Source organism: Maritimibacter alkaliphilus HTCC2654 (genome assembly GCF_000152805.1).
In the GTDB taxonomy this organism is placed as follows: Bacteria; Pseudomonadota; Alphaproteobacteria; order Rhodobacterales; family Rhodobacteraceae; genus Maritimibacter; species Maritimibacter alkaliphilus.
Map to the genome: position 1 here is coordinate 1,709,565 of NZ_CH902578.1, position 24,455 is coordinate 1,734,019.

Annotated in this window: 22 protein-coding genes; 8 read left to right on the forward strand and 14 right to left on the reverse strand. The window is 64.2% G+C overall.

The window, feature by feature from the left end:
- Positions 1-76 precede the first annotated feature (76 nt).
- Positions 77-1,687, forward strand: coding sequence for a glucosamine inositolphosphorylceramide transferase family protein (locus tag RB2654_RS09330; RefSeq protein ID WP_008330768.1), 1,611 nt, complete (start codon positions 77-79; stop codon positions 1,685-1,687).
- Here RB2654_RS09330 and RB2654_RS09335 read toward each other — a convergent pair.
- From RB2654_RS09335 to RB2654_RS09350, 4 genes are all read right to left on the reverse strand, one after another.
- Complete coding sequence (locus tag RB2654_RS09335) at positions 1,583-2,998, reverse strand: oligosaccharide flippase family protein (protein WP_008330769.1); 1,416 nt, start codon at positions 2,996-2,998, stop codon at positions 1,583-1,585. The genes RB2654_RS09330 and RB2654_RS09335 overlap by 105 nt on opposite strands.
- Before the next feature lie 54 nt (positions 2,999-3,052).
- Positions 3,053-4,273: a glycosyltransferase gene (locus tag RB2654_RS09340; RefSeq protein WP_008330770.1), complete on the reverse strand. Its 1,221-nt coding sequence runs from the start codon at positions 4,271-4,273 to the stop codon at positions 3,053-3,055.
- Entirely contained in the window at positions 4,257-6,371 is a 2,115-nt protein-coding gene (locus RB2654_RS09345; RefSeq protein WP_008330771.1) for a GumC family protein, read from the reverse strand. The genes RB2654_RS09340 and RB2654_RS09345 overlap by 17 nt, the downstream gene beginning before the upstream one ends.
- A 376-nt stretch (positions 6,372-6,747) precedes the next feature.
- Positions 6,748-8,130, reverse strand: coding sequence for a hypothetical protein (locus RB2654_RS09350; protein WP_148912465.1), 1,383 nt, complete (start codon positions 8,128-8,130; stop codon positions 6,748-6,750).
- Positions 8,131-8,252: 122 nt separating this feature from the next.
- On the opposite strand from RB2654_RS09350, the gene RB2654_RS09355 reads away from it, so the two are divergent.
- Complete coding sequence (locus tag RB2654_RS09355) at positions 8,253-9,887, forward strand: hypothetical protein (protein WP_008330773.1); 1,635 nt, start codon at positions 8,253-8,255, stop codon at positions 9,885-9,887.
- Here the strand turns inward: RB2654_RS09355 and RB2654_RS09360 are convergent.
- A complete protein-coding gene (locus RB2654_RS09360) occupies positions 9,865-11,076 on the reverse strand; it encodes a polysaccharide pyruvyl transferase family protein (RefSeq protein ID WP_008330774.1) in 1,212 nt (403 codons plus the stop codon). The genes RB2654_RS09355 and RB2654_RS09360 overlap by 23 nt on opposite strands.
- Positions 11,077-11,199: 123 nt before the next feature.
- Here RB2654_RS09360 and RB2654_RS09365 point away from each other — a divergent pair, with 123 nt between their 5' ends.
- The gene (locus RB2654_RS09365) at positions 11,200-12,447 is read left to right on the forward strand and encodes a glycosyltransferase family 4 protein (RefSeq protein WP_083783366.1); all 1,248 of its coding nucleotides are present in this window, start codon (positions 11,200-11,202) and stop codon (positions 12,445-12,447) included.
- Here RB2654_RS09365 and RB2654_RS09370 read toward each other — a convergent pair.
- From RB2654_RS09370 to RB2654_RS09395, 6 genes are all read right to left on the reverse strand, one after another.
- Entirely contained in the window at positions 12,428-13,390 is a 963-nt protein-coding gene (locus tag RB2654_RS09370) for a glycosyltransferase family 2 protein (protein WP_161600686.1), read from the reverse strand. The two genes, RB2654_RS09365 and RB2654_RS09370, sit on opposite strands and share 20 nt — an antisense overlap.
- Positions 13,391-13,427: 37 nt before the next feature.
- Positions 13,428-14,120, reverse strand: coding sequence for a sugar transferase (locus RB2654_RS09375; RefSeq protein WP_008330777.1), 693 nt, complete (start codon positions 14,118-14,120; stop codon positions 13,428-13,430).
- Between the two features lie 563 nt (positions 14,121-14,683).
- Positions 14,684-15,505, reverse strand: a complete 822-nt coding sequence (locus RB2654_RS09380; RefSeq protein WP_008330778.1) for an ABC transporter permease — start codon at positions 15,503-15,505, stop codon at positions 14,684-14,686.
- A complete protein-coding gene (locus RB2654_RS09385) occupies positions 15,498-16,661 on the reverse strand; it encodes a type 1 periplasmic-binding domain-containing protein (RefSeq protein WP_008330779.1) in 1,164 nt (387 codons plus the stop codon). Before RB2654_RS09385 ends, RB2654_RS09380 begins: the two co-directional genes overlap by 8 nt.
- Entirely contained in the window at positions 16,658-17,623 is a 966-nt protein-coding gene (locus tag RB2654_RS09390) for a PQQ-dependent catabolism-associated beta-propeller protein (protein ID WP_008330785.1), read from the reverse strand. Before RB2654_RS09390 ends, RB2654_RS09385 begins: the two co-directional genes overlap by 4 nt.
- Complete coding sequence (locus RB2654_RS09395; protein WP_148912464.1) at positions 17,623-18,003, reverse strand: cupredoxin domain-containing protein; 381 nt, start codon at positions 18,001-18,003, stop codon at positions 17,623-17,625. Before RB2654_RS09395 ends, RB2654_RS09390 begins: the two co-directional genes overlap by 1 nt.
- A gap of 191 nt (positions 18,004-18,194) precedes the next feature.
- Here RB2654_RS09395 and RB2654_RS09400 point away from each other — a divergent pair, with 191 nt between their 5' ends.
- From RB2654_RS09400 to RB2654_RS09420, 5 genes are all read left to right on the forward strand, one after another.
- On the forward strand, positions 18,195-19,205 hold the full coding sequence (locus RB2654_RS09400) for an ABC transporter substrate-binding protein (protein ID WP_008330787.1): 1,011 nt from the start codon (positions 18,195-18,197) through the stop codon (positions 19,203-19,205).
- A gap of 107 nt (positions 19,206-19,312) precedes the next feature.
- Positions 19,313-19,996: an ABC transporter permease gene (locus RB2654_RS09405; protein ID WP_008330788.1), complete on the forward strand. Its 684-nt coding sequence runs from the start codon at positions 19,313-19,315 to the stop codon at positions 19,994-19,996.
- Positions 19,975-20,691, forward strand: coding sequence for an ABC transporter ATP-binding protein (locus RB2654_RS09410; protein WP_008330789.1), 717 nt, complete (start codon positions 19,975-19,977; stop codon positions 20,689-20,691). Before RB2654_RS09405 ends, RB2654_RS09410 begins: the two co-directional genes overlap by 22 nt.
- Positions 20,688-21,437, forward strand: coding sequence for an ATP-binding cassette domain-containing protein (locus RB2654_RS09415; RefSeq protein ID WP_008330790.1), 750 nt, complete (start codon positions 20,688-20,690; stop codon positions 21,435-21,437). The genes RB2654_RS09410 and RB2654_RS09415 overlap by 4 nt, the downstream gene beginning before the upstream one ends.
- 120 nt (positions 21,438-21,557) lie before the next feature.
- A complete protein-coding gene (locus tag RB2654_RS09420) occupies positions 21,558-22,364 on the forward strand; it encodes a hypothetical protein (RefSeq protein ID WP_008330791.1) in 807 nt (268 codons plus the stop codon).
- A gap of 48 nt (positions 22,365-22,412) precedes the next feature.
- On the opposite strand, the gene RB2654_RS09425 is transcribed toward RB2654_RS09420, so the two are convergent.
- From RB2654_RS09425 to RB2654_RS22375, 3 genes are read right to left on the reverse strand one after another with little or no spacing between them, the layout of a single operon-like run.
- On the reverse strand, positions 22,413-23,009 hold the full coding sequence (locus RB2654_RS09425) for a hypothetical protein (RefSeq protein WP_008330792.1): 597 nt from the start codon (positions 23,007-23,009) through the stop codon (positions 22,413-22,415).
- Complete coding sequence (locus RB2654_RS09430) at positions 23,006-23,704, reverse strand: hypothetical protein (RefSeq protein ID WP_008330793.1); 699 nt, start codon at positions 23,702-23,704, stop codon at positions 23,006-23,008. The genes RB2654_RS09425 and RB2654_RS09430 overlap by 4 nt, the downstream gene beginning before the upstream one ends.
- Positions 23,694-24,449, reverse strand: coding sequence for a MotA/TolQ/ExbB proton channel family protein (locus RB2654_RS22375; RefSeq protein ID WP_008330794.1), 756 nt, complete (start codon positions 24,447-24,449; stop codon positions 23,694-23,696). The genes RB2654_RS09430 and RB2654_RS22375 overlap by 11 nt, the downstream gene beginning before the upstream one ends.
- Positions 24,450-24,455 lie beyond the last annotated feature (6 nt).

Below are 24,455 nucleotides of genomic sequence, written 5' to 3' on the forward strand. Positions count from 1 at the left end.
ATCGCATCGAAACGCGGCCATATTCCTGCCAGCATTGGTTTCTAATTAGAGACTGGGCAGAAACGAAGACCGCGAAATGAGTGCATTGAAACTCTGCGTGATCCTGAAAGCAGGCGTAGCCGGACCGGGCGAACGCCGGTTTCTGCGTGCCGTGGGCGAGGATGCGCGGTTCGATCTGGCCGTGGTCACCGCCTGCCCTGCCCCCGAACCCGGCCTTCCCACGATCTGGCGCGGTTGGATCGCTGCCGAGACGCGGCTGTTCCCTGCGCCCGACGACCTGCCGCCGGACGTGCCGCCGCTTCGCGATTTCGCGCCCGACCTTGCCGAGGGCTGCGATGTCATCGTCGATTTCTCGATGTCGCGGGCGGCGGAAAACTGCGCCCCGGTCGCACGGTTCGGGCTGTGGCGGCTGTCGACCTATGACGAGGCGAGCGGCCTGACGGAGGCGCGCCTGCGCAGCCCGGTGACCGAGGTCGCGCTGACCTGCCGGACGGAGGAGGGCGAGGCGACGATCGCGACCGCCCGCTTCGACACCAAGTTCATGGCCTCGCGCAATGCGGCCTTCGCCCGCGAAAAATCCGTGCTGCTTCTGCTGCGGGAATTGGTGCGGCTGACGCGGGACGGCGCATTGCCGGCGCCGGTTCCGGCCCCGGCCACCCTGCCCGCGCCGCGCGGTGTGGACCTTGCAGACTACGCCTGCGCCTTGACGTGGGAGCTTGCCATGCGCGTGTTGCGCCGGATCGAAGCCAAACGCGGCAAGCGCCCCGGCATGTTCTTTCTGCGCCTGTCGCACGGGCCGCTGGCGGGGATCGATCCGACCTCGGGCGTGGATCTGATGCCGCCGGGGAACACCTATTGGGCCGACCCGTTCCTGTTGGAACACGATGGCGTCACCTATCTCTTCTACGAAGATTTCGACTACGCCACCCACCACGGGCACCTGTCGGTCGGGCGGCTCGACGGGATGCGGATGGACCCCATCGGTCCGGTCATGCAGATGCCGCATCACCTGTCGTTTCCCTACGTCTTTCGCTGGAACGGCGCGGTCTGGATGATCCCGGAAACGCATCAGGCGAAGCGGATCGAACTATGGCGGGCGACCGACTTTCCGCTGGGGTGGGAGCGTGCGGCGGTCGGTTTCGAGGGTGTCGAGGCGTCGGACACCGTCGTATTCGAGCACGCTGGCCAATGGTGGCTGGCCACGAACATCGCCAACGACAGTTTCGGCGATTTCGGAAGCGAACTGCACCTGTTCACCATCGACGATCCGATGATGACGAACCCGCAGCCCCATCCGCTGAATCCGGTGGTGCTCGACGCGACGACCGCACGCAACGGGGGGCGTATCTTCGCCGAGAACGGGCGGCTTTATCGTGCCAGTCAGGACAACTCCAACGGCGTTTACGGCTATGGGCTGAACCTGATGGAGATCACCGAACTGTCGATGACAGGCTATTCTGAGCGTCGGGTGCGCCATATCACGCCCGATGCCATGCCGGGGATCATGGGTATGCATCACATGGATGCTGGCGGGGGCTATACGGTAATGGACCTGCGCCGTTCGTTCACCGGGCAACACACCTCAGGGCGTGGGAAGGACCAGCACGCGACGGCGCAGGAAGATGGCCATGAGGATGAGCCAGGCGACCGAGATCTTTACCAGCGTCAGGCCCAGTCCAACTTCTGACCCGACCGAGCCCCACAGGCTGCTCGACCAATGCACCGCGACATAGGTGAGCGCCGCGAGCGCCGCCCCCGGCAGGAACGTCATCACCATGTCGCGCAGCGGAATTTCCAGCGCCTTCGCGGTGGCCGCGAGCGATGCCGCGCCGACCACGACGCTGGCCGCGAGATGGCAGTAGGCCGCAGCTTCCGGCCCGAAACGCCCGAACGCCAGAAGGGCCACGATCAGCGTGACGGCCCCCGCGCTGCGGATCTTGAGCTGTCGGCCCGCGTTTCCGGTGGTCAGCATCGTCGGCTCGAGCAGGTTGGCGAAAAACTCGATCGATTTCGAAACCGCGAGGATCGAGACGATGGAGGCCGCGGGCAGCCACGTGTCATCGAGGATCGTCACCACCAAAAGCGGGGCCAACAACGCGACGGCCATCGACATCGGCCACATGAGCGCGGCGGCGAGCGACATATTCTCGATCCAGGCGCGGCGCAGCGCCGGAATGCCCGCACCTTCTTTCTCGATCCTGGTGAACTTGGACCACGACAGCAGGCCAAGGGGCTGCATGACGAGGTCGGCGGCGGTCATCGCGATGCGAGCCCCGCCCCGGTACGCCCCGACAACGGCGGGCGATGCCAGCGCGCCGAGGATCAGGTCGGCCCCGTAATTCGACAGAAGCGCGACGCTGGTGGTCCCCCAGAGCGGCCCGGCCGTCTCGCGCGAGGCCCTGAGCGCGTCGAGGCGGAATTCGAACCGGGGAAGCCTGCGCACGAGCAGGCCGGTCTGCAAAAGACCGAACGCAACGGCAACCACGCGCGAGGTGACGAGCGCGAAGACACCCCACCCCATCGACAACAGAACGATCACGGTGAGCAGCGCGAAGCTTTCGTAGATCAGGACATACAGGCTTGCGGCCCGGACACGCGCGGCGCGCACCAACTGCGCCTCCCACCACGCCGCAGGGACGTTGACGAAGGGCAAGGGGGCGAGCGTCAGGATCACCCGGCCCTCGGTCGTGGCGAGCCCGCCCATCGTCAGACCGATCCCGGTGATGACGATGGAGCCCAGCGCGCCGACGCCCAGCATGGCCCAGAAGAGGGTGTGGCGGTCGCTCTCGATATTCTGCGAGCGCAGGAGGGCCTGATAGAACCCGGTGAAAACGAAGGTGGTCGCGATGACCGTCAGCGCCCAACCGAAGGCGTAGGTGCCGAACCCGTCGAGGTCGATGAACTTCGACGCGATAGCGACGGTCGCAAAAGCAATGGCCTGCCCGATGACGCGCGACGCGACGCCGACGACATAGGGGGCCGCGAGGCGCTTCAGCATCGCCGGACCCCGCGCCGTCCGCCCGAAGCCTTGGGCCGACTATGCCGAGGCGTTTCAGGCACCATCAACCTTGACCGCGTCCACCGGCATCCCGTTTTCACGCAGGACGCTGGCGATGCCGCGCCGGAAATTGGCCTCGTCGAACTGTTGGGCATGGGCGGCGAGCGCATGAGGGTCGAGGTCTTCGAGACCCTCCCGCTCGAACGCCTCGACGGCAGCGATCAGACCGTCCACCTCGGGGTCGGCGTAGAGCAGCCCGGTCTGGCGGTCGACGACCGTGTCCAGCGCGCCGCCGCGCCCATAGGCGATCACCGGGCGGCCAGAAGCCATCGCCTCGACCGGGACCAGACCGAAGTCCTCTTCGCCCGGAAAGACCAGCGCCTTGCAGGCCGCGAGATAGGCTTTCATCTTGGGAAACGGCAATTTGCCTAGGAACCGGATATTCTCGTTCGCGTTGCGCGACAGGGCCTTGGCGGTCTTGTCCGGCCCGCCGATGATGAACAAGGGCTTGTTCAGCTTGTTGAACGCCTCGATCGCCACATCGGGCCGCTTGTAGGACGCCAGTTCGCCCAGCCACAGGTAAAAGCCGCCGCGATCCTTTGCCTCGACCGGATCGAAGTCTTCGACCGCGACGGGCGGATGCACCACGCGGGCGTCGCGCCGCCAGTATTTGTTGATCCGCGCCTCGACATGGGTGGAGTTCGCGACGAAGCAATCCACGCGCGCGGCACTGGTCACATCCCATTGGCGCAGGTTGTGGATCAGGCGCGGCATCACCGCCCGCTTCACCGCCCCCGCGTCGCGGCGATAGACGTGATACTGATCCCACAGATAGCGCATGGGCGAGTGCGTATAGCACAGGTGCAGCGCATCGGACGCCGGGATCACACCCTTGGCCGGGCCGCTTTCGCTGGACAGCACGAGGTCATAGTCCGTCAGGTCCAGTTCCTCGAGCGCGCGGGGCATGAGCGGCAGGTAGTTCTGGTAAAGCCGGGTCGCGAAGGGTTTGCGGCCCACCGAAGTCAGGTGGACCGTCTTGGAATTGATAAGGTCCGAGACCTTGGACGGGTCATAGGCGTGGGTGAAAATGTCGGCCTGCGGGAACATGCGCAGAAGCGACTCCAGCACCTTCTCGCCGCCGCGCATTCCGACCAGCCAGTAATGAATTATGGCGACGCGGGGTTCGTCGCCGGACAGGCCCAGACGGCGAACCCAGGGCTGGGTGGTCTTGCGTGTCGGATGGCCGGGGGTGGTGCGGTCAAGAATATGCTGCATACCCGTCTCCGTAAATTTTCTCGGCCGCCTTCGGGTCGACCTGATTCAAAACGATCCCTGCCGGGGTCAGACCGACCTCGGCCAATGCGTCGATGCCTTCGCGAACGGCCGCGCGTTTGGTTTCGTCCCACCGCACGACATAAAGAATACTGTCGGCCACCGTGTTGAAGACCAGCCCGTCGGCCACGTTCAAAAGCGGCGGGGTGTCGATGATGACCACGTCGAACACGCGCTTCAACTCTTTCATCAGCGGGCGCAGCCAGTCTTCGGACAGATCGTCGGCGGCTTCGGGGCACGGGGTCACTGCGGCAAGGAAATGAATGCCGGTTTCTTCGTCCAGATGAATGGTTTCGGGCAGGTCGGCGGTTTCGAGGATGAAGTCCGCGAAATCGTAATCGACCTGCCAGCCGAAGGTTTCGGCCAGACGCGAGCGGCGCAGATCGCCGTCGACGACGATGACGGATTTACCGGCGAGCGCCGCCATCTGGGCCAGCGCCATAGCGGTCGTCGATTTCCCCTCGCCGGGTTGCGAGGAGGTGACGGACACCACCCGCGCGACGTCGCGGTCACGCATGTTCATCAGGGTGCGCAACTGGCGCACCTTTTCCCCGAAGAGCGTGTTGGAATTGATCCTTAGCCCCCGGATCACGTCCCGCGTGCCGTCTTGCGCCTGAAGCGGCAGGCTGGCGAGGACCGAGAGGCCGGTCTCGGCCTCGACTTCGCGCCGGGTGCGGAAGGTGGAGCGGGTCATTTCCAGAAACAGCGCGGCGACCAGCCCGGCGGTCAGGCCGAGGACCAGCCCGAAGGCCGCCATCAGCTTCGGCCGGGGCGCGGACGGCACGGCGGGGAAGGTCGCGCGTTCGATCACGCGGGCTTCGGGCCGTTGCAGGTTTTCCTGACCGGATGCGGCACCGAGCCGTGCCAGAAGCGCCTCGTAATTCTCGCGCGCGGCGGCGGCTTCGCGTTCCAGCTGGGTGCGCCCGATCGAATTGGCGGACATGCCCGCAAGACGATCTTCGAGCTGCTGGATACCGTCGGCGAGGGATTGTTCGCGCAGGCGGGCCACCTCGACCTCGTTCCGGCGCAACTCGATGATGCGCTCGGCCTCGGTCTGCATTTCGGCTTCGACGCCCGCGATCTCGTTCGCGATGCGCACCCGCTGCGGATGGTCGGGGCCGAACGAGGCGCCCCATTGCGCGTCCTGCCGTTCAAGGGCCAGCTTGTCCTGATTGAGCCGTTCCAGCAGGGGCGAGGTCACGGCTTTCGCCAGCGCGTCGAGCCCCTGATTTTCCAGAAGGTTCCTGAGCTGTTCATACTGCGCTTCGGCGGTCACGCGCTCTGAACGGGCGACGACCAGTTGGCTCGACAGGTTGCCAAGCTGCTGGGTCGAGGTCTCATAGGTGCCGCCTTCGCGGGTCAGCGCATCCGAGCGGTATTCGGCCAGCGCGGCCTCGGCGGCTTCGACGGTGGCCCGCGCTTCGTTCACCTGTTCCTGAATCCATGCAGTCGCCTGCACGGCGCTGTCTCGGCGGTTTTCAAGCTGAAGCGCGATATAGGTGTCGGCGATGCCGTTGGCGATCTGTTGCGCGATGCCGGGTTCGGCGGCGCTGAACTGGATTTCGAACACGTAGCTTTCGGATTCGCGCGACACGTTCAGATCCTGCCGGATCGCCCATGTCAGGTCGGCAAGGCGCGATGCCTCGTCACGATCCCCGCGCACCTCGCCCCAGTAGAGCGTTTCAAGCCGTTCGATCCCGACCTCGAGGATCAGGCGTTCGATCAGGATGTTCGATGTCATGACCGACACTTCGGACTGGATCACCGGGTCGGACAGGCTGAGGTTCGACACCACCTCGTCCGACGACATGATCCGCACTTCGCGCGCGTCCAGCATGACCTTGGAATAGGCGGTGTAGGTCGACGGGATGAACTGCGTGACGACGAAAAGGAGCAGCGCGCAGCCGACGGCAAGACCGCCAATCAGCGGACCACGCGAAAAGATCGCGCGCAGCAGGCCACGGACATCGACACGGTCGATATCCTCGGACCGCTCGGAACTACGCCCGGAGCGGACGGCCTGCATGTCGAACGTGGTCACGCTTCACTCTCCTCGACCCCATAATTCGAAGACCATTCTGTCGGTTTTTGGGCGATGACGTGGTGTGCACCGGCTTTTCGCGCGGCATCCACAGCCGACCCGCAGGATCGACCGGCAACGACGGGGCATGACCCGACGCTCCGCGAACGGTGGCGAGTTTGCAATTGAACAGACAATGGACCCTACGCAACAAGGCCCCCCCCAGTCCTCGCGAATATAGTTTACGCGCGGTTTCGTTTCCACCGAATTGCGTCAAAAATTCGGTATTTCACCAGCATGTTCACCGGATCCTGCCACATTTAGCGATGTCGGGGCGGACAATGGAGTCAATTCTTTGGGATTGATTGAGAATCGAAATCAAAGACTTAGCACCCACTCACGTGGTCGTGGCGCCTGCCGGGCGTGATTCTAGGGCCAGTGCGCGGGACAATCCGGCGATGAGACCGGCGAGCGCGAAGAAGAACACGCCGAAGTCCGGGGTCGGGTGGGTCAGAAGCGCGGCGCAGAGCATGGCGAGGCATCCGGCCTTGAGCGACCTGACCACGACCGCCCGCGGATCCCAGCCGGGGCGCGATGGGGCCATGCCAAGGCTTGCGAGGAATGCAAGGAAGAAGAACGTGCCGATCACGCCGACGCTGGCGAGGCAGGCAATCAGCCAGTTCGACGCACGCACAGCGCCCACGCCCGCGCCAAGGCCGTAGGTGTCGTAGAAATTCTGCATCGCCTGCGTGTTCCAACTCATCCGTTCCACGCCGCTGTCGCTGTCCATCTTGTTGAACAGCGCCCGGTCGAGGAAATCGGTGACGGGCTGGACGAGTTCGTAGCTGGCGGCGATGGCGATGACGAGCACCCAGCCCATGATGAGCCCGCCGAAGACCAGCACGATGGAGCGGCGCGAGGCTTCGGCGCGCAGGTTCCTGAGGATCAGGTAAAGCCCGAAGGTGACGAGGAACACGACGAGGGCCAGATAGGCGGCGGACGATGTCGAGCGGATGACCGAGATCGTCGCGAGTGCGAGCATCCATCGGCTGAGGCGCGAGCCCGGCGCGAGCAACCAGTATTGCAGCCAGAAGCCGAAGAGGCCGAGCGAGAAATACCCGAAGGTCGAGGCTTCGGGAAACCCGCCGATCATGCGCTTCATCCCCGCCATCGTGTCGGTGATATGCATGGAGTAATTGGCCGAGCGCAGCCACTCCATCAACGCGGTCAGTCCGAATTTCGCGGTCGCGACGTCGAGCCAGCCGAGCGTGAAATTCACGGTGGTCGCAACGGCGAGCGCGGTCAGGACCGGGCGCACCTCGGACTGGCGGCGAAAGGCGGTCGCAAGGGCGGCGAAGGTGAAGAAGTCGAGGACGAGCCGGAAAAGCTGGGTGATGTTCCCGGTCGAAAAGCCCAGCGGATAGCGGGCGATGCGCCCCTCGCCCTCTTGGCGCGCGATGCCGAACACCTCGGTCTGGCCCGCGAACAGGACCGGATAGAAGATGGCCGAGATGCCCGCGACGACGATGGCGCAGGCAAGCCAGAACCCCGGTCCGAACGGGCGGAACGTGCCAAGCAGGCTCGACATCATCCCGCGGGTCAGGAGCACCATGCAGAAAAGCGTCACCGCGCCGAGGTCGAGCACGCCAATGGTGGCGCCGCCCAGCGCGGGCAGGTTGAACGCCGCCGCCGCGCCGAAGGGGGCCAAGACCATGAACGCCCATAGCCCGCGCTGCATTCCGAGGCCCACGAGCGCCACGATGGCGAAGACGGCGATCAAGGTGGAGGGGACGAATTGCAAGGGCGGGCGGGTCCGTTTCTGTCTGCTGTCTTCCTGCACGAAACGGCCCGTTCTGTGAAGGGCGCTTGCCGGGGCATGTCGGCGTGGGGCAGGCTCTTGGTATGAAGTTGGTCTTCCCCGTTCTGGCTGCCGCGCTGACCGCCCTGCCCCTCTGGGCGCAGGAAAACGTCGGGCCGCGACTGGGGGCGGCGTCGAGTTTCGGGCAGACCTGGGACCGGCGAATGCTGGACGCCGCCGACAGGTTCGGCATCCACGATCTGCGTGACGAGCTTTACTGGAAAGACATCGAAACGGGCGGTCAGATCGCCTACCCCACGATCCGCCACAGCTATCCGGCCCTGCTCGCGGCGCGCGGGATGACGATGACGGTCATCATGAACAACGGGCATCCCGCATTTCAGGGCGGCGTCACGCCCTACACCCCCGAGGGGGTCGAGGCCTTTGCCCGGTTCTCGGCCCGGATGCCGCAGGATTTCCCCGCCATCACCTCGGTCGAGGTGGGCAACGAAATGAATAGCGACACCTTTACCTCCGGCCCGATGCGTGCGGCGGATCTCGCGGGCCGGGCCGCGATCTATGCGACGCTGATCGAGGAGACCTACAAGGCGGTGAAGGCGGCCGATCCGCAGGTTCGGGTGCTGGGCGGGGCGGCGCATTCGATCCCGATTGCGTGGTTTCGGGCGCTGTCGGACGCGGGCGCTGCGGAGTGGATGGATGCGGTGGTGATCCACCCCTACACCACGCCGCCTGAGCAATTGCCGCGCCAGATCGCGCTCTTGCGGCAGCTTCCGGGGTTCGGCGCCTTGCCCATCGAGGCGACCGAATTCGGCGACCCCATCGGGGCGACGGCGGCGGCGACGCTGGTGAAATACTATTGCGCGATGGCCGTGTCCGGCGTGACCCGTGCGGTCTGGTATCCGCTCAACACCCGTGGCGACGGGTTGGAACCTTTGGTCGGCACCGATTATTCACTGACCGACGTGGGCGCGGCATTCACGATATTGCAGGCACGGGCCGAGGGCGTTCCGGTGCGCGACGTTTCACCTGACCCGTTCACCTATGCCTGCGCCTTCGGGTCGGACCTGATCGTGATCTGGGGGGCGCCGCGTGACATCGAGGTGGACGCGGAGCTGACCCTGCTCGGCCCCGACGGGCGCGAAACGGATCGGCGGACCCTGTCGCGGGACGTGCCGCTGATCGTGTCAGGCGACGGGGTCGCGGTCAGTCCGGGGGGGAACCTGCGCCTTGGGCCGCAGACCGTCATCGCAGACAGCTATGACCAGTTCGACCACGATGGCGCGGGCGACGGGTTCCGGCCCTTCGTGCGCTTCAAGGACGGCGACGCGCCATTTGCCTTCCGCCCCGGACAAGAGACGGGCGGCGTGCCTTGGGTGCCGTATCTGGCCAGCGCGCGTGACGGTGGCATCCGGATGAATGCCGAGTTCATCGTGCCGACCGTCGCGGGGGCCGTGGGGCACAGGTATGTGGCCGAGGCGGACGGGGCCGTGGTTCTGGACATCTCGTTGGCACCAGACGCGACGAGCGACGGGGTCGTTCTCTCGGTCCTCGTGAACGACGCCGAGCTTGCACGGCAGGTGGTCACGGGCGGGATCGACACCCAGATCGGACCTTTCGACATGGCGACCGGAGATGAGTTGGAGATCCTCGTCGCGTCCGGCGCGTCGGATGCGGGCGATGCGGCGTCCTACCGCTTCACGCTCTCTCGCGCACCCTGAACCGCTCGGCACCTTGCAGAGCTTCAAGCGTGGCGCGCATTCCTTCGCGCGTGTCTTCGATGGCGCATCGGTGGGTGTCGGGGTCGATCCCCTGTTCCAGCGCCGTCTGAACCAGCGCGGCGACCTCTTCCGGCGGCGTCTTTGTGCGCCCGACGAAAAAGCGGTCCAGCCCGACCGACGAAAAGAAACTCTGCACCTTGCGATCCCACCCCATGCCGACCACGGGCCGCGTGTAGGCATATCCCAATATGCAGGCATGCAACCTGTGCGAGATGACCGCACGGCATGGCGCGACCGTGGCCACCAGTTCTTCCGGGTTTCTGGGAACCGGCGCACATTCGATTCGGCCGTCCGCGATGGCCTGTCGGATCAGCGGCCGCTCACACAGCTCGCCCAACGCAAGAGCGTCTTCCTCGGCCCCGTTACAGAACAGCCGCACGGGCCCGACCTGACCGACGAGTTCCAGCGCCAGAGCTTCGAACCAGCCCAGACCGCCGCGCCCCGCGACACCGCTGTCGGCGTGGTAGGTCAGAAGCACGGGCGATGTCACGCCAAGCGCGATCCGGTCGACCGCGGCGACAGGTCCGAACGCCTCGAAGGCCAGCAGACCGGGGTCGCGGGTGAGGATGGCCTTCGGCTCGAAAATCCCCGACTGATCCTCCCACGCCTTGAGCGAGTCTTCGTCGCGCATCCCGATGGACCGCAGGTCGGCCTCGGCCAGCCTGCGAAACAGCACCCTGCCCCTGCGCGACCAGTTGCGCGACACCCCGGTTCCGTGGATCGCCACAGGAAGGCCCTCGTCCCGCAGAAGTTCGGCGACGCGCCCGATCTTCGTCGGGAAGTTCAGGTCCGCGTCCGAGAACAGTTGCCCGCCGCCGATGATGGCAAGATCGGCACCGGAAATCGCTTCGCGCCAGCGCGGTTCGATCCGGTCGAGCATAGCGTTGAGGCGGCGATAGACGATCTGTCGGCGGAAGGTCTTGGAGAACAGGCGGAGTATTTTCAGAAGCGTCGCCCGGTTGCGCACGGTCACGGCGCCGAACCTGTCGCGGCCCGAAATGTCGACCGGCACGACGGCGGCATCCGGCACCAGCTCGCCCAGGGCGTGAACCATGCAGGCGCCGATCAACCCATCCCCGAGATTGGGAGAATAGTGCAGGTTGAACACCAGAATTCTCACGACCGACACGCTCGCAAACGATTGACTCCGAACAATTGCCACAAAGTGGCATTACCCGACATATGCGTTTAAGCAGCGAGAGCGCCGAAAAACAGGCGGATACAGGAAAATTTCTAGGCCGATATTGGAAACATGAGCCGTCGAAGAATCGTCATCATAAATGACATGAGCCTTGCACGCGGCGGGGCCACGGCGCTCGCCATGATGGCCGCCGAAGATTTCGTCGCGCGTGGGCATGAGGTGATCTGGCTGTGCGGCGACGACGGCGATAGCCCCGAGCTTGCGGCCCTCGGGGTCGAGGTCGTGGCGGTCGGCGGCAAGACGTTGCTGGAACTTCCGGGGCGCACCGCGCTGACCTCGGGCCTGATGAACACCAGGGCGCGCGACGTCGTGGCCCGCTTCATCACCGAACGCGACACGCCCGAGACGGTCTATCACACGCACAGTTGGGCGCAGATCTTCTCGCCCGAGGTTTTCGCGGCGCTGAAGCCCGTGTCGCAGCGCACCCTGATCCATGCCCACGATATGTTCGTGGCCTGCCCCAACGGGGTCTACATGGATTACCAGAAGGGTCAGGTCTGCACCCGCGTGCCCCTGTCGCTCGACTGTATCTCGACCCATTGTGACAAGCGCAGCTATCCGCAGAAGGTCTGGCGTGTGCTGCGGCAGAAGAACCTGCGCCGCCATCTGGGCGACGGGTCCGACTGGGGCGGGATATTGGTTCTGCACCCCGAAATGACCTCGCGCCTGACACGCGCCGGATACCGTGCGGATGCGATCCATGTCGTGCGCAATCCGGTCGTGCCCTACGCGAAAGAGCGTATCCGGGCCGAAGAGAACCGGAAGCTCGTCTATGTCGGGCGGCTTGAACCGGACAAGGGCACCGGCGTTCTGGCCGAGGCCGCGCGGCGCACGGGCGTGCCGACAACGCTGGTGGGCGACGGGCCGATGCGGGCCGGGCTGGAGGCCGATGCGTCCGGCAACCCCACGATCACAGGGTGGATCGAGCGCTCACAGGTGGGCGGTTACGTGGGCGACGCGCGCGCGCTGGTGATGCCCTCGCTTCATCCCGAACCCTTCGCGCTCGTCATCGCCGAGGCGGTGGAAAGCGGCCTGCCTGTGCTGGTGGCCGACACCGCACTCATGTCGAAAGAGGTCGAGCAGAACGGGCTTGGCCTGTCGTTCTCGCCCACCGATCCGGCCAGCATCGACGCGGCCCTGACCCGGTTCATGTCCCTGCCCGACGATCAGGTGCGGGCGATGAGTGAAAAGGGGTATTCCGGCGACGTGCGTCTTGGCCTCAGCCGGTCCGAATGGATCGACGCGCAGGAAGCCGAGTATGACCGGGTGCTGGCGGGCGTCAGGGCTTCAGCCGCGTGATCCGGTCGGGCGAATCCTTGCCCCGGATCACATCGCCGATCGCCACGAGGTTCCCCTTCAGCCGCCCGCGATAGTCCGCCCATGCAGGCGGGCGCAGCGAATGCATCAGGTTCGACAGGATGTTCCGGCTCATCATCTCATAGGCGTGGAAGCGGCTCATCGTTCCCTTGCGGCGCAGGTAGAACGGGTTCGCGATCTGGGAATAGCCTAAATAGATGCCCGGCGTGCGCCCGGTCTTGGTGCCGAGATGCACGCCGCGCATATGCCCGGCCTTCACCACGTCGCCATGTGCGGCAAGGCGGCGTGAGAAGTCGACGTCCTCGAGCCAACTGTAAAGCGGCAACGCCTCGTCGAATAGCATCGCCTCGTCCAGCGCGACGCTCGCGCGTAGCGCCATGTTGCAGCCGTAGCCCGCGTATTTCGGCGAAAGCGTCTCGGTTTTCTCCGCCTGCGCGTGTTCGGCCAGAAGCCGGGCGCCTTCGCGGTGGTCGTAGCCCGGCCCCCGGATGCCATCGGCCAGAACCGTTCCCGTGGCGATGACCACGTTCGGGTTCTCGCGAAAGACCGTCAGCGTGTTGGCGACGTAGTCCGGCTCCATCAGAAAGTCGTCGTCGAGGAGGAGGAGCACATCCTCGCGCCCCAGAATACGCATCATCCGGTTGCGTTGCAGGGTGGCGCCCTTCGGGCCGGTGATGACCTCGACCGGAAACGGCAGCTTCGGGATGTCGAGATCGCCAAGGTCGTCGGGCCCGGCGACGCTCAGGATCAGAAGGTCCGGCAGCCGCGACTGTCGCGCGATGGCGCGCACCGTGTCGGGCAGGATCGTCGGGCGGCCCGTGGTGGGGATGCCGATGACCACGCGGGTCGGTTGCGGTGCCCGAACGGCATCCGCCCCTCCGTCGGTCGGAAGGGCGGTCTGCGCAGGGTTCTGCAATTCGCTCATGGAATGCAACATCGAATGGTTCCGGTCAGGCGCGCGATCAGCAGGCCCCACGCTGGGCAAGGACCACGCCCACGGTCTTGAATACGATGCGGATGTCGTCGAGGAAAGTGGCGTTGCGCACGTAGTCGACGTCAAGCCCGACACGGTAGTCGTAGCTGGTGTCCGAGCGTCCGCCGACCTGCCACGCGCCGGTGATCCCCGGCTTGACCGCGCAGTAATCGGCGAAGTGCATCCCGTATTTCTCGGCTTCGCTCCAGGTGATCGGGCGCGGACCGACGATGGACATGTCGCCCTTGAGCACGTTCCAGAACTGCGGCAGCTCGTCGAGGCTGGTGCGGCGCAGGATGTTGCCGATGGCATGAACCCGCGGGTCACGTTCCAGCTTGCGATCCGCTTCCCACTCGGCCCGCGCGATCGGGTCGATGGCGAGCATCCATTCCAGCTGGCGGTCCCCGTCGGTCTTCATCGTGCGGAACTTGTGACAGGCGAATTCCTCGCCGTTCGCGCCCACGCGTTTGTGCGAAAAGAAGATCGGCCCCCGTTCGCGCAAGCGCAAGGCCAGCGCGACGATACCAAACACCGGTGCAAGCAGCACCAGAGCGATCCCTGCGAACAGGATATCGAAGCCCCTTTTCAGAATACGATTGGCCCGATTGGTCGTGGCCGGCAGCGTCTCCCGCATCGTTTTCGGCAGAGCGACCGAAAACTGCGGCTCAAAATCAAATGCCATCTTCACCCCGAAGTCACGCTCGGTCGAAACCGACGTCCCTGGCACCCCCGCCCAGATATTGCCACATATCCGCCCCAATTCGACCGGCCAAGAGAGAAACAATCTGTTCTGGTATGCTTAATAGGTGAGTATAAAAGTCTCACTTGGTGGCTGTCTCTGCAACAGATCTCAGGTCACAGGCCGGAGATCGAGCGCCTTCGACAGCGAATATAATGATTTACTTTCAATGCTTTACGGCATGAGTGACGGGCAACTCGGCATCATTCAAGCTGCGCCTCGGCATGACCCGAGGGGGACATGGTGGATAACCTTACCTTACGTCGGGTCGCCCCGAACGGGCGGAATGGAGGCCGGAATGAGGCGGAAATCGGCTCACGACGTCGCGTAAACCTGCCCTGTTCCGGCAATTAAGGCAGGTCTGACACATACGTTTGGACAGTCATTCGGCGTCCGAATGCGGGCGAAGTCGGACGGAAACGGGTCGGGTGATTCTATGGGGCGGCAGGAGTCGGAGAAGGATGTCGCGGGACCACGCGGGACACGACGCGACGCGCGCGCCGTGACTATCGCTTGATGCGGGTGATCGTGCCGGTGTTCGGATTGTAGCCGCGCGCGGCAAGGACGAAGGCGACCGACGCGCAGCCGATGACGACGGCGGCGGACACCTCGTTGAACTGACCGTAGGCGGCGAAGCGGATCAGCTCGACCGCATGGGTGAAGGGATTGAACAGGGCGAGCCAATACAAAAGGTCGGCCCCGGATTCGCGCAGCTTCCAGAGCGGATAGAGCGCGGAGGACATGAAGAACATCGGGAAGATCACGAAATTCATCATGCCCGCGAAATTCTCGATCTGCCGCGTGTAGACGGTGATGAGAAGCCCGATTGAGCCCAACATGATCCCCGCCGCGAAGATCGCCGGAAGGATGAAGATCATGCCCGGCAGGGTCATGTAATAGCCAAACAGCGCCGCAAGCCCGAGAAACACGTAAATCTGGAGCGTGGCGAGGAAGGTCGCGCCGAGGATCTTGGCGAACAGCAGGAAATGCCGGGGCAACGGGGCCACCAGCATGACCCGCATGACCCCTGCCTCACGGTCGTAGACCAGAGACAGGGCCGATTGCATGCATTGGAACAGAACGATGATGCCCGCGAGGCCCGGCAGGATGTATTCCTGATACGGCGTATAGGTCACATAGGGCTCGATGATCGAAATCCCGAGCAGGTTTTGCAGGCCCGAAGCGAAGATGAACAACCAGAGCGACGGCCTGACGATGGCCGACAGCAACCGCTCGCGCTGCCTGAAGAACTTCAGGACTTCGCGTTCGGTGACGGCATAAATGCCCAGCAGGTAATTCGGTCGAAGGGGCTGGTGGGTGTCAGTCACAGGCAAACTCACCTTCATCGAAACCAAGCGCGTCAAGCGAATTGGTCTGGTGCTCGAACCCTTCCAGCGGGGCGACCCCGATGATGGCGTTCTGCGTGGACAGCAGGACCGGCATCCGCAACTGGCCGTTCCACGACCGGAAACTCATCTGCGCGCCTTTCGATCCGTCGAGCCGCAGCTTGTCGGACCGGAGAAGCTGGTTCACGTCCTCCAGCCCGTCGCCACGCGCCTTGGCGAAGGCCGTGAGGACCGCCCGCGTCGCGATCCAGGCGGACCAGTCCTGCCAGCCCATGCGACGGCCATCCTCGGACATGGATTCGAACCGGGAGTTAACCTGCGGCGCGCCGTACCTCTCGAACGCCCAATGCCATTCCAGCGCGACAAGGCCGGTGGCGCCGATCACGGGACGCGGCAGAGCGGTCTGATACGGCACGTATCGGGCGAACTCGCCGATCTCGTCGGCGATGAACACGGCGTCATAGTCGCGCGTGCCCCCGGTGATGAGCGCGATATTGTTCTGCTCGCGCATTTCGGGGTTGGTCGAAAGGTCGAATTCGCGGTCGTCGACCACGCGCAGCCGGAACCGTTCGGCGGCGGCGATGAAGGCATCCGCGCGGGCGGTATCGCGTTCGGTCTTGCCACGCAGGACAAGGAACGAACTCCACTTGCGGGCGACGGCATGTTGGACGAGCGCGTCCGAGATCATGCGGTCGCTGGCGGCGGCGTGAAGCAGATTGGCGTGACACTTGCGCCGCAACCAGTCGTCCGGCGCGGTGGTGTTGAGGATCGTGACCGGCGTGTCCGCCAGCGCGGCTGCGAGGGCGTCGACCTCGGCGGCGGGCAGATCGACGACAAGATGCGTGACCCCCTCGTCCACCATCGCGCGCGCCGCCTCCTGAAGCTCGCCGTCGCCAACGGCGGCTTCCGACAGGACCGGCGTGAACCCACGGGCGTCGGTCAGCATCTCCATGTCAGAAATCGCCATCCGAACCGCGGCGCTCACATCGCCCAAGGGCCGCAGTTCTATGCGGGCATAAGCGAAATCCTCGTCGTATCGCGGATCGTTTTCAAGACGGAGCAGGCCGATCCGAAGATCGGCCGCCCCTGCTGTTTGGGCAAGGCACAGTGCCAAGAGTGCGACGATGACCCGTTTCAATCGTCAATCACCACGGTGTGCGGGACACGGCCCACGGGGATCGACCGGATGGGGCGATAGCTTTCCATGTCGACCAGCGTGATGTCGTCGGACAGGCCGTTGGCGACCACCGCCGTCTGTTCGTCCCGCGTGAGTGCGACCGACCAAGCGCGACGCCCCACGAGCACGTAAGACAGCAGCTCCTTCGACACCGCGTCGATGATCGCGATGTGGTTGGCGCGGCCAAGGCTGATGAGGCCGATCTTGCCATCCTGCGTCAGCGCCATGCCCACGGGCGTCACGTCCTCGGGCCGGAAGCCCGGCGGCAGAAACTCCAGCACCTCTTTGATCTCTTCGGTGGTGCGGTCGATGATGTAGATCTCGCTCGACAATTCAGCGGACACCCACAACTCGTCCGTATCCGGCGTTACGACGAAACGGCGCGGGCGGGTGCCGACGACGATGTTGTTGGTGACGACCCCGTTTTCCTTGTCGACGACGTGGATCATGTCGGCCACTTCCGACGTGACATAGACCGTTTCGCCATCGGGCGAGACGATCACGCCTTCGGGCTCGGCCCCGGTGGGAACGTCATGCACGGTGATGCGCGCCTCGAGGTCGATGATCTCGAGCATCGAGTCCTCTTCGTTCGAGACATAGATCTGCGTCTCGTCCGGCGAAAAGGCGAACACTTCGGGGCTTGGCCCGGTGGGGATACCATCGACGACTTCCAGCGTCTCGACGTCGATCACGTCGATGATGTCGTCATCGCCGCAAGCCACATACAAAAGCGTGCGGTCGGCGTTGAACTTCATGTCGCGCGGGCGGCGCGAGGTCTCGATCTTCTTGATAAGGTTGAACTCAGGGTCAAAGACATAGATGTCGTGACTCTTTTCGTTACTGACGAAGATGCGCCCGGTTTCAAACGCGGACGCGATCGTCGGGACGAGTGCGATTGCGAGGGCGAGGAAGACTGATCGCATCAGCGCACCACGAAGGTGCCGGCGAGACCGCGGTTCTCATACCCTTCGATCCAGAAATCGAAATCGCCGGGGCGGATCGGAACGAACCAGATGTCGATGGTGCCTTCGTCGTCGAATTCGACCGAGTGCAGGCCAAGCGGCTTGACTTCGAGGTCTTCGATCACGACCTGGCTGACCCAGGAATTGCGAAACAGGTCCGGCGCGACGATCTGGAATTCCTCGCCGCCGTCATGGACGATGCGCCAGCGGTAATACTTGCCGGTTTCCAGTTCGAATTGATTGACCGAAAGCGTCAGTTCCGCGCTGTCGATCTCCATATCCGGCAGGCGCTCGGGCTGGCTTGCGAGGTTGCCTTCGGCCAAAAGCGGCGTTGCAGACATGAAAAGAGCGGCGAATGCCGCACCGACCCGACCCAATTTCATTTTTGATTCCTCCCGTTTTTGTCAACTATTTCCACCCACGATGCATTAAGTTGGCATAGGTTATCAAAATAGTGTGGATTGGATTTACCAAACAATTCAGATGCTAGGCTGATCGTGACCTTGCCACAAGAATGGGAGGAGAAGCAGGGATGAAAAGACGGAATCTGTTTGGCGCACTGGGTGGCGCCCTTCTGGGGGCGACCCTGTTCGCGGGTTCGGCGACGGCATTCCAACCGCCCACGAAGGAGCTTGAACAGGTCCATGTCGGCGTCCTGCTCAATGGCACTGCCAGCTGGGAAATGCAGGTCATCAAGGATATGGGGCTGGACGAAGAGAACGGCTTCGAACTGGTGCTCAAGGACGTGTCGGGCAAGCAGGCGAGCCATGTGGCCCTGATGTCCGGCGATGTCGATATCGTGCTGTCGGATTTCGTCTGGGTCGCGTCGCTGCGCGCTTCGGGCGAGAAATTCACGGCCGTGCCGCATTCCTACGCGGTCGGCGGGCTGATGGTGTCGCCCGACGGCCCGATCGCATCCATCACCGATCTGCCCGGCAAGACCATCGGGATCGCGGGCGGCCCGGTCGACAAAAGCTGGGTCATCCTTCAGGCCTATTACATGGCCGAAACCGGCGAGACACTGGCCGACAAGGTGACGGCTCGCTTCGGCGCCCCGCCCCTTATCAACGAATTGCTGACCGAGGGGCAGATCGACGCCTCGCTCAACTTCTGGCACTTCAACGCACGGGCGAAAGCCGGCGGTGCCGAAGAGCTGATTTCGGTCGATACCATGATGACCGAAATGGGGATCGAGAACCGTCCGCCGCTGCTGGCTTGGGTGTTCAGGGACGAGACCGCCGCCAAGAAGCGCCGCGCGATCAAAGCGTTCCTCGACGCCTCATTCGCCGCCAAGGCGATCCTGCTGGAAGATGACGAAGTCTGGGAAGGTCTGCGCGAAAAAATGCGCGCCACGGATGACGACGCGTTGTTCACGGCGCTGCGCGACGACTACCGCGCCGGCATCCTGCGCAGCTACGACGACGAAACCATTGCGGCTGCGGCCGCGTCCTTCGCCATCATGGCCGAGCACGGAGGCCCCGACCTTGTCGGCGAAAGCACGGAGATGGACCCGGGCACGTTCTGGTCCGGCTATAGCCACTAGGACAACAGGCGGACATGGCTGAGGCCGGGCGCAAGCCCAGATCGACACGTCGGTGGGCGGAATGGGCATCGTTGCCCCTCCTCCTCCTGCTTTGGCAAGTGGCGGCGATGCTCGTCGCCCACCGGCTGTTCCCGACCCCCGTGGTCGTTTTTGGCGAGCTCTACGATCTGGCCGCGCACGGGTCGCTGATCGCGGATGTCACCAAGACGCTCGGGCGCGCCGTTCTTGCGTTCTTCGCGGCGATGACGATGGGGGTCGTGATCGGCGGTGCGCTGGGTCGGTTCGCATGGGCCGACGGATTGTTCGGCAACTGGATCCTGATCGGGCTGAACATCCCCGCCATCGTCGTGGCGATCACCTGTTACATCTGGCTCGGACTGACCGAGTTCGCCCTGATCCTCGCCGTGGTCATCAACAAGACGCCCCTGGTGGCGGTGAACATGCGCGAAGGCGTGCGCGCGCTGGATCACGGGCTGGCCGAACTGGCCAAGGTCTACAGGGTCGGGTTCTGGCGCCGGGTGAACAAGTTCATCATCCCGCAACTCATGCCCTACGTGCTGACCGCCGCGCGCACGGGGCTTTCGCTGATCTGGAAAATCGTGCTCGTCTTCGAGGTGCTGGGAAGCGATGGGGGCGTCGGGTTCCGCATCGGCATCTTCTTTCAACACTTCGACATGAAAGGCATACTGGCCTACACGCTCGCCTTCATGGCGGTGGTGATCTTGATTGAATATGGCGTCATGCGCCCGTTGGAACACAGGGTACTCGGATGGCGTCCGGCGCGGAACTGAAAGCGGATATCGCGGAAAAAAGCTTCGGGCAGAACACGCTGTTCGAGGGGCTTCGCATCGAGGTGCCGGCAGGACAGGTTGTGGCGCTGATCGGCCCGTCCGGGGTCGGCAAATCCACCGTGCTCAGGATGATCGCGGGCATCGACACGGCGTATGAGGGGCGCATTCTGGTGGACGGGGTCGCGCCATCCGCCGCCGAGGTGCCGGGCTTCGTCTTTCAGGACCCGCGCCTTCTGCCTTGGGAAACGGCGTTGGGGAACCTGCTGGCGGTGAAACCAGACCTGCCCCCCGACGAGGGCCGCAAGCTGCTTGCCGCCGTGGGGCTGGAGGCGGCGGCCGATCTGCGCCCGGCGGAACTGTCCGGCGGGATGCAGCGCCGCGTGGCCCTTGCACGAGCCTTGGCCGTATCCTCGCGGCTCTTGCTGCTGGACGAGCCTTTCGTCTCGATCGACCGGAAGCTGGCGATGGAGCTTTGGGCCCTGCTCGCCGGTGTCGTGGACCGCTTCGGGCCGACTGTCATTTTGGTGACCCACGATCCCTATGACGCCGCGGCCCTTGCGGATCGCGTGATTACCCTTCGCGGGCGACCGGCGAAACTGGTCGATGACACGATGCTGGACGTGCCGCGCGCGGACCGTCAGGATGACCTCGTCGCCAAGATCGCGCGCGAGCTGGATGCAGGGATGCGGGCATGACCACGACGGAACCAATCCTCACCCTGCGCGACGTATCGAAATCCTATGGCAGGATCGACGCGTTGCAGGACGTGACTTTCGACATCCGGCCCGGCGAATTCGTCGGGCTGCTCGGCCCGAACGGCGCCGGGAAATCGACCATGTTCCAGATCATTTCGGGCCTGTTCGCGCCGGACGCGGGCACGGTCACGGTTTTCGGCAAAAGTCATGCCGAAGGCTCGGCTGCCATCCTCAGCCAGCTTGGCGTGGTGTTTCAGGCGCGCTCCGTCGATCTGGACATGACGATCAAAGAAAACCTCGCCTTTCACGGTCGCCTGTTCGGATTGTCCGGTCGGCGGCTGAAGGCGTGTATCGGCGAACAGGTCGAACGGTTCGGACTGTCCGACCTTCAGGCGCGCAAAGTCCGGCAATTGTCCGGCGGCCAGCAGCGCAAGGTCGAGATTGCGCGCGCCCTTTTGAATGGCCCCCGGCTGCTTGTCATGGATGAACCGACCGCCGGGCTCGATGCGCCCTCGCGCCGCGCGCTGGTGCAGGACATGCGCGACATCGCGACCGAGGCCGGCGTCGCGATCCTGTGGGCCACGCACCTCGTCGACGAAATCGAAGGGGCAGATCGCGTGATCGTCCTGAACGCCGGACGGATCGTGGCAGACAGCACGCCCGACGGGCTGCGGGAGACGACGAATACGCCGGACCTGACGGATGCCTACGCCGTTCTGACCGGGCCGCAAAAGGCCAGCACATGAGCCGGGGGCAAGGCACATGGTCCGCGCATCCGACCGTGGGCGCGCAGGTTTTCAATCGCGGGCATCGCAAAACCCAATGCGCTTGCCCCGTAACATGAGACGATCGGACTAGGAGGCATTATGCGGCTGTGGAACGTTCTGTTGTCTTGCTGCCTTGTCGTGGCGGCGGGCCTTGGCCTTCTCGTTCTGTCGGGAAGCGCGAAGCGCATCGCCGCGCCACCGCTGGAGGCGCATCTCGTGTTGCAGGAGTTTCCGATCCCCGAGGGCTTCGGGATCGAACCGGCCCGCGTGGCGGGTTACATGGCCGACAAGCTGGTTAGGCGCATGGACGGCGACATCGCCATGCGGATGACACTCGATCAGGAGTCCATGAAGAAGGTCAAGGAAATCGTCCTGCCGCGCCTGATGAACGTCGTCGTCGTGCAGGAGATGATGCGCGACAACCCCGAGTTGTCCGCCATCCTCGAACTCGGTGCGTTCCGGGGCACGGTGACCGGTCAGGTTTCGACGACCGAGGCGGCGCGGGACGTGGCGCTGACGGTGCCCGGTGCCCTTCTGGCCGAGGTCGACGGTGAAAAGGTCGCGATCACGACCACATCGACCGGACTGACCGCGCTCGTTCTGGGCGATATGGAGCCAGGGCAAGTGCATCAGGTGAAGGTCTGGTTCGGCGAAGCGGGCATGACCAGCGATCTCGAACGCACCATCCGCATCGGGTCGGATGCAAGCACACGGGGACGGGTGCTCATATGGGGTCGCGACGGCTGGTTCGGCGCAGATGTCGAGGCGCTGCGCTGGTCCCGCTGGCTGATCGGCGCGTTGCTGGGCGGAACCCTTCTGTTCGGGCTCGCCAGTCTGGTCCTCCCGTTGCTCACCGCCCGGCAAGATCGGTCGCGCCGCAGCGGCGTGAACGCGACCGCCCGCTAGGTCATCGCGGCCAAGGCTGCCCCGCCGCGTCGCGGGGGCTTGCCGGCGCTATTGCGGCTTGGCCGGGGTCACGGGTGCGGCCTCGGTGTCGAAGGTCAGCATCGACGGATCGAAGTTCGAAATCCGCTCCCCTGCCGTCGTGGCACCGCCCGGACGGGTCTCGCTGATCTCGGCCTCGATCTCTTCGGCCAGAGCTTCGGAGGTCGTCTCGGGCAGAACCTCGTTCGCGTCGATCGTGCCCTGCATCTCTTCGCCCTCGGCAATCCGGCCCATCGCCTCGTTCACCTTGGTGACGAGGTCGTCGGAATAGGGAAGCTGGTAGGCGCGCGGCGGGCCGACCGGGAAATTGTCGGAATCCAGCGCTTGAAGCCAGAGGTAGACGTGACCGTCTTCGCCCTGCAACGCGTTGGGTTCGATCATCTGCGCCCAGAGCATCCGGAAACTGCCCGGAAGGTTGCCGTCCGAGGGAAGCCCCCGCAATTCACCCACGCCCCAGAAGGTCAGTGGGATCGTCGCCACGGTCGCGACCGTCGCCATGACCTTCAGGACCAGATGGATGTTCGTGAGCAGCACGAGATAGGCGAGCAGCGACACCACCAGCGCATAGGAGGCGGTCAGGCCCAGAATGACGTAGGTCATGTTCATTGCCCTGTCTCCGAACCGGGGATGAACTGTCCGGTGCCCGCGTCGATCGCCCCCGGCCTGCGCCCGCCCGTCGCGGCGCCGCCCTTGGCACCCGCACCGCGCGTCAACTCGACAAGGCTCTTGGGCACGTTGTTCACGTTCACCACTTCTTCGCCCTTCAAGGTAAAGCGCACGGCGGTCTGTTCGTTCCCCGTGCCGGTCAAGTTGAGCGTCTGATAGAAGATGACCTTGACCGTGGGGTTCAGCTTTTCGACCTTCACCGAGACCGGAAGCGGCGCCGTGCCGTTGGCGATGTAGTGGACGATGTTCACGACATACTCGCCATCCTCAAGGCCGCGAAAGCTGATGATCTCCTGGTTGAGCGGGTTGGTCACTTCCTTGTCGTTGAACAGCACCACGTCCTTGAACATGCCCCGGTCGTCCCGGTCGAGGTGCATGAGCCCCGCCTCGCGCTGGGTGTACCAGACGATATTCCCGGCCGGGTCCATGACGTAGGTGTCCACGTCGTCGGGGTTGTTGTCGGGCCAGGAGACCGTGATGAGCATTTCGGCCTTGGGGTCCACCTTGCCCTCATCCGCCGGCTTGTTGATCATCGCGAAACTGATGAAGAACATGAAGGTGATGGCCTTCAGGGAATTGAAAAGCAGGGCCGAGAAGATCTCGAACTCCGGTTCCTGTTCCTCTTCAAACAGCATCGCCGTTTTCGCGCTCCCTGTGAGCCAGCAATGGCAGGAGTGAGACCTCGGTGAACGAGACGGCGGTCTGGCTGATGTCGGTCACCAGCGCATCGGCGATGTTGTATTCGAGACGCAGAAGGATGCCGCCGATCAGCCCTGCGATCGTCGTCAGAAGCGAGACGGCCATACCGGCGATCATCTTCTGAAGCGCGCCGCGCAGCGTATCGACATCGAAGTTCGACAGGTCGCCCATCGAATTCAGCATCATCACGAAGCCGACCATCGTGCCCAGCATCCCGAGCTTGTAGAGAAGGTCCGCGCCATAGGTGCCGATCTTGGTGCGGCGTCTGAACGCCGCGCCAAGGCTCATCATCAACAGATGCGCGTTCCCCTCGATCTCGCCGGGGTTCTCGCGCGAGCGGATCAGGTCGCGCACGAAACTGTCCACCAGCCCGTTTCCAAGGGGCAGCGAGGGCATCTGGCCCGTCGCATCCAACTGCGCCTTGATGGCAAGGGCCCGTCGGTATTCCCGGCCAAGCTCCACGAGAATCCACAGGCAGTGGAACGTGAAGCCCACATAAAGCACCGCAATCAGCACGGTGATCCGGGATTCGTCGGCGCTGAAAAGGTAGGTCAGCAGCCCGTATTCGTATGAGACGACGGCCCCGAGGGTAATGAGGGCCATCAAGAGGACCCATTTCAAAACGGCGTCGAAGGCCCCGTCGCGGCCCGGCGCAGCAATCACATCGGCGAGTTGTGCCATCTTCCC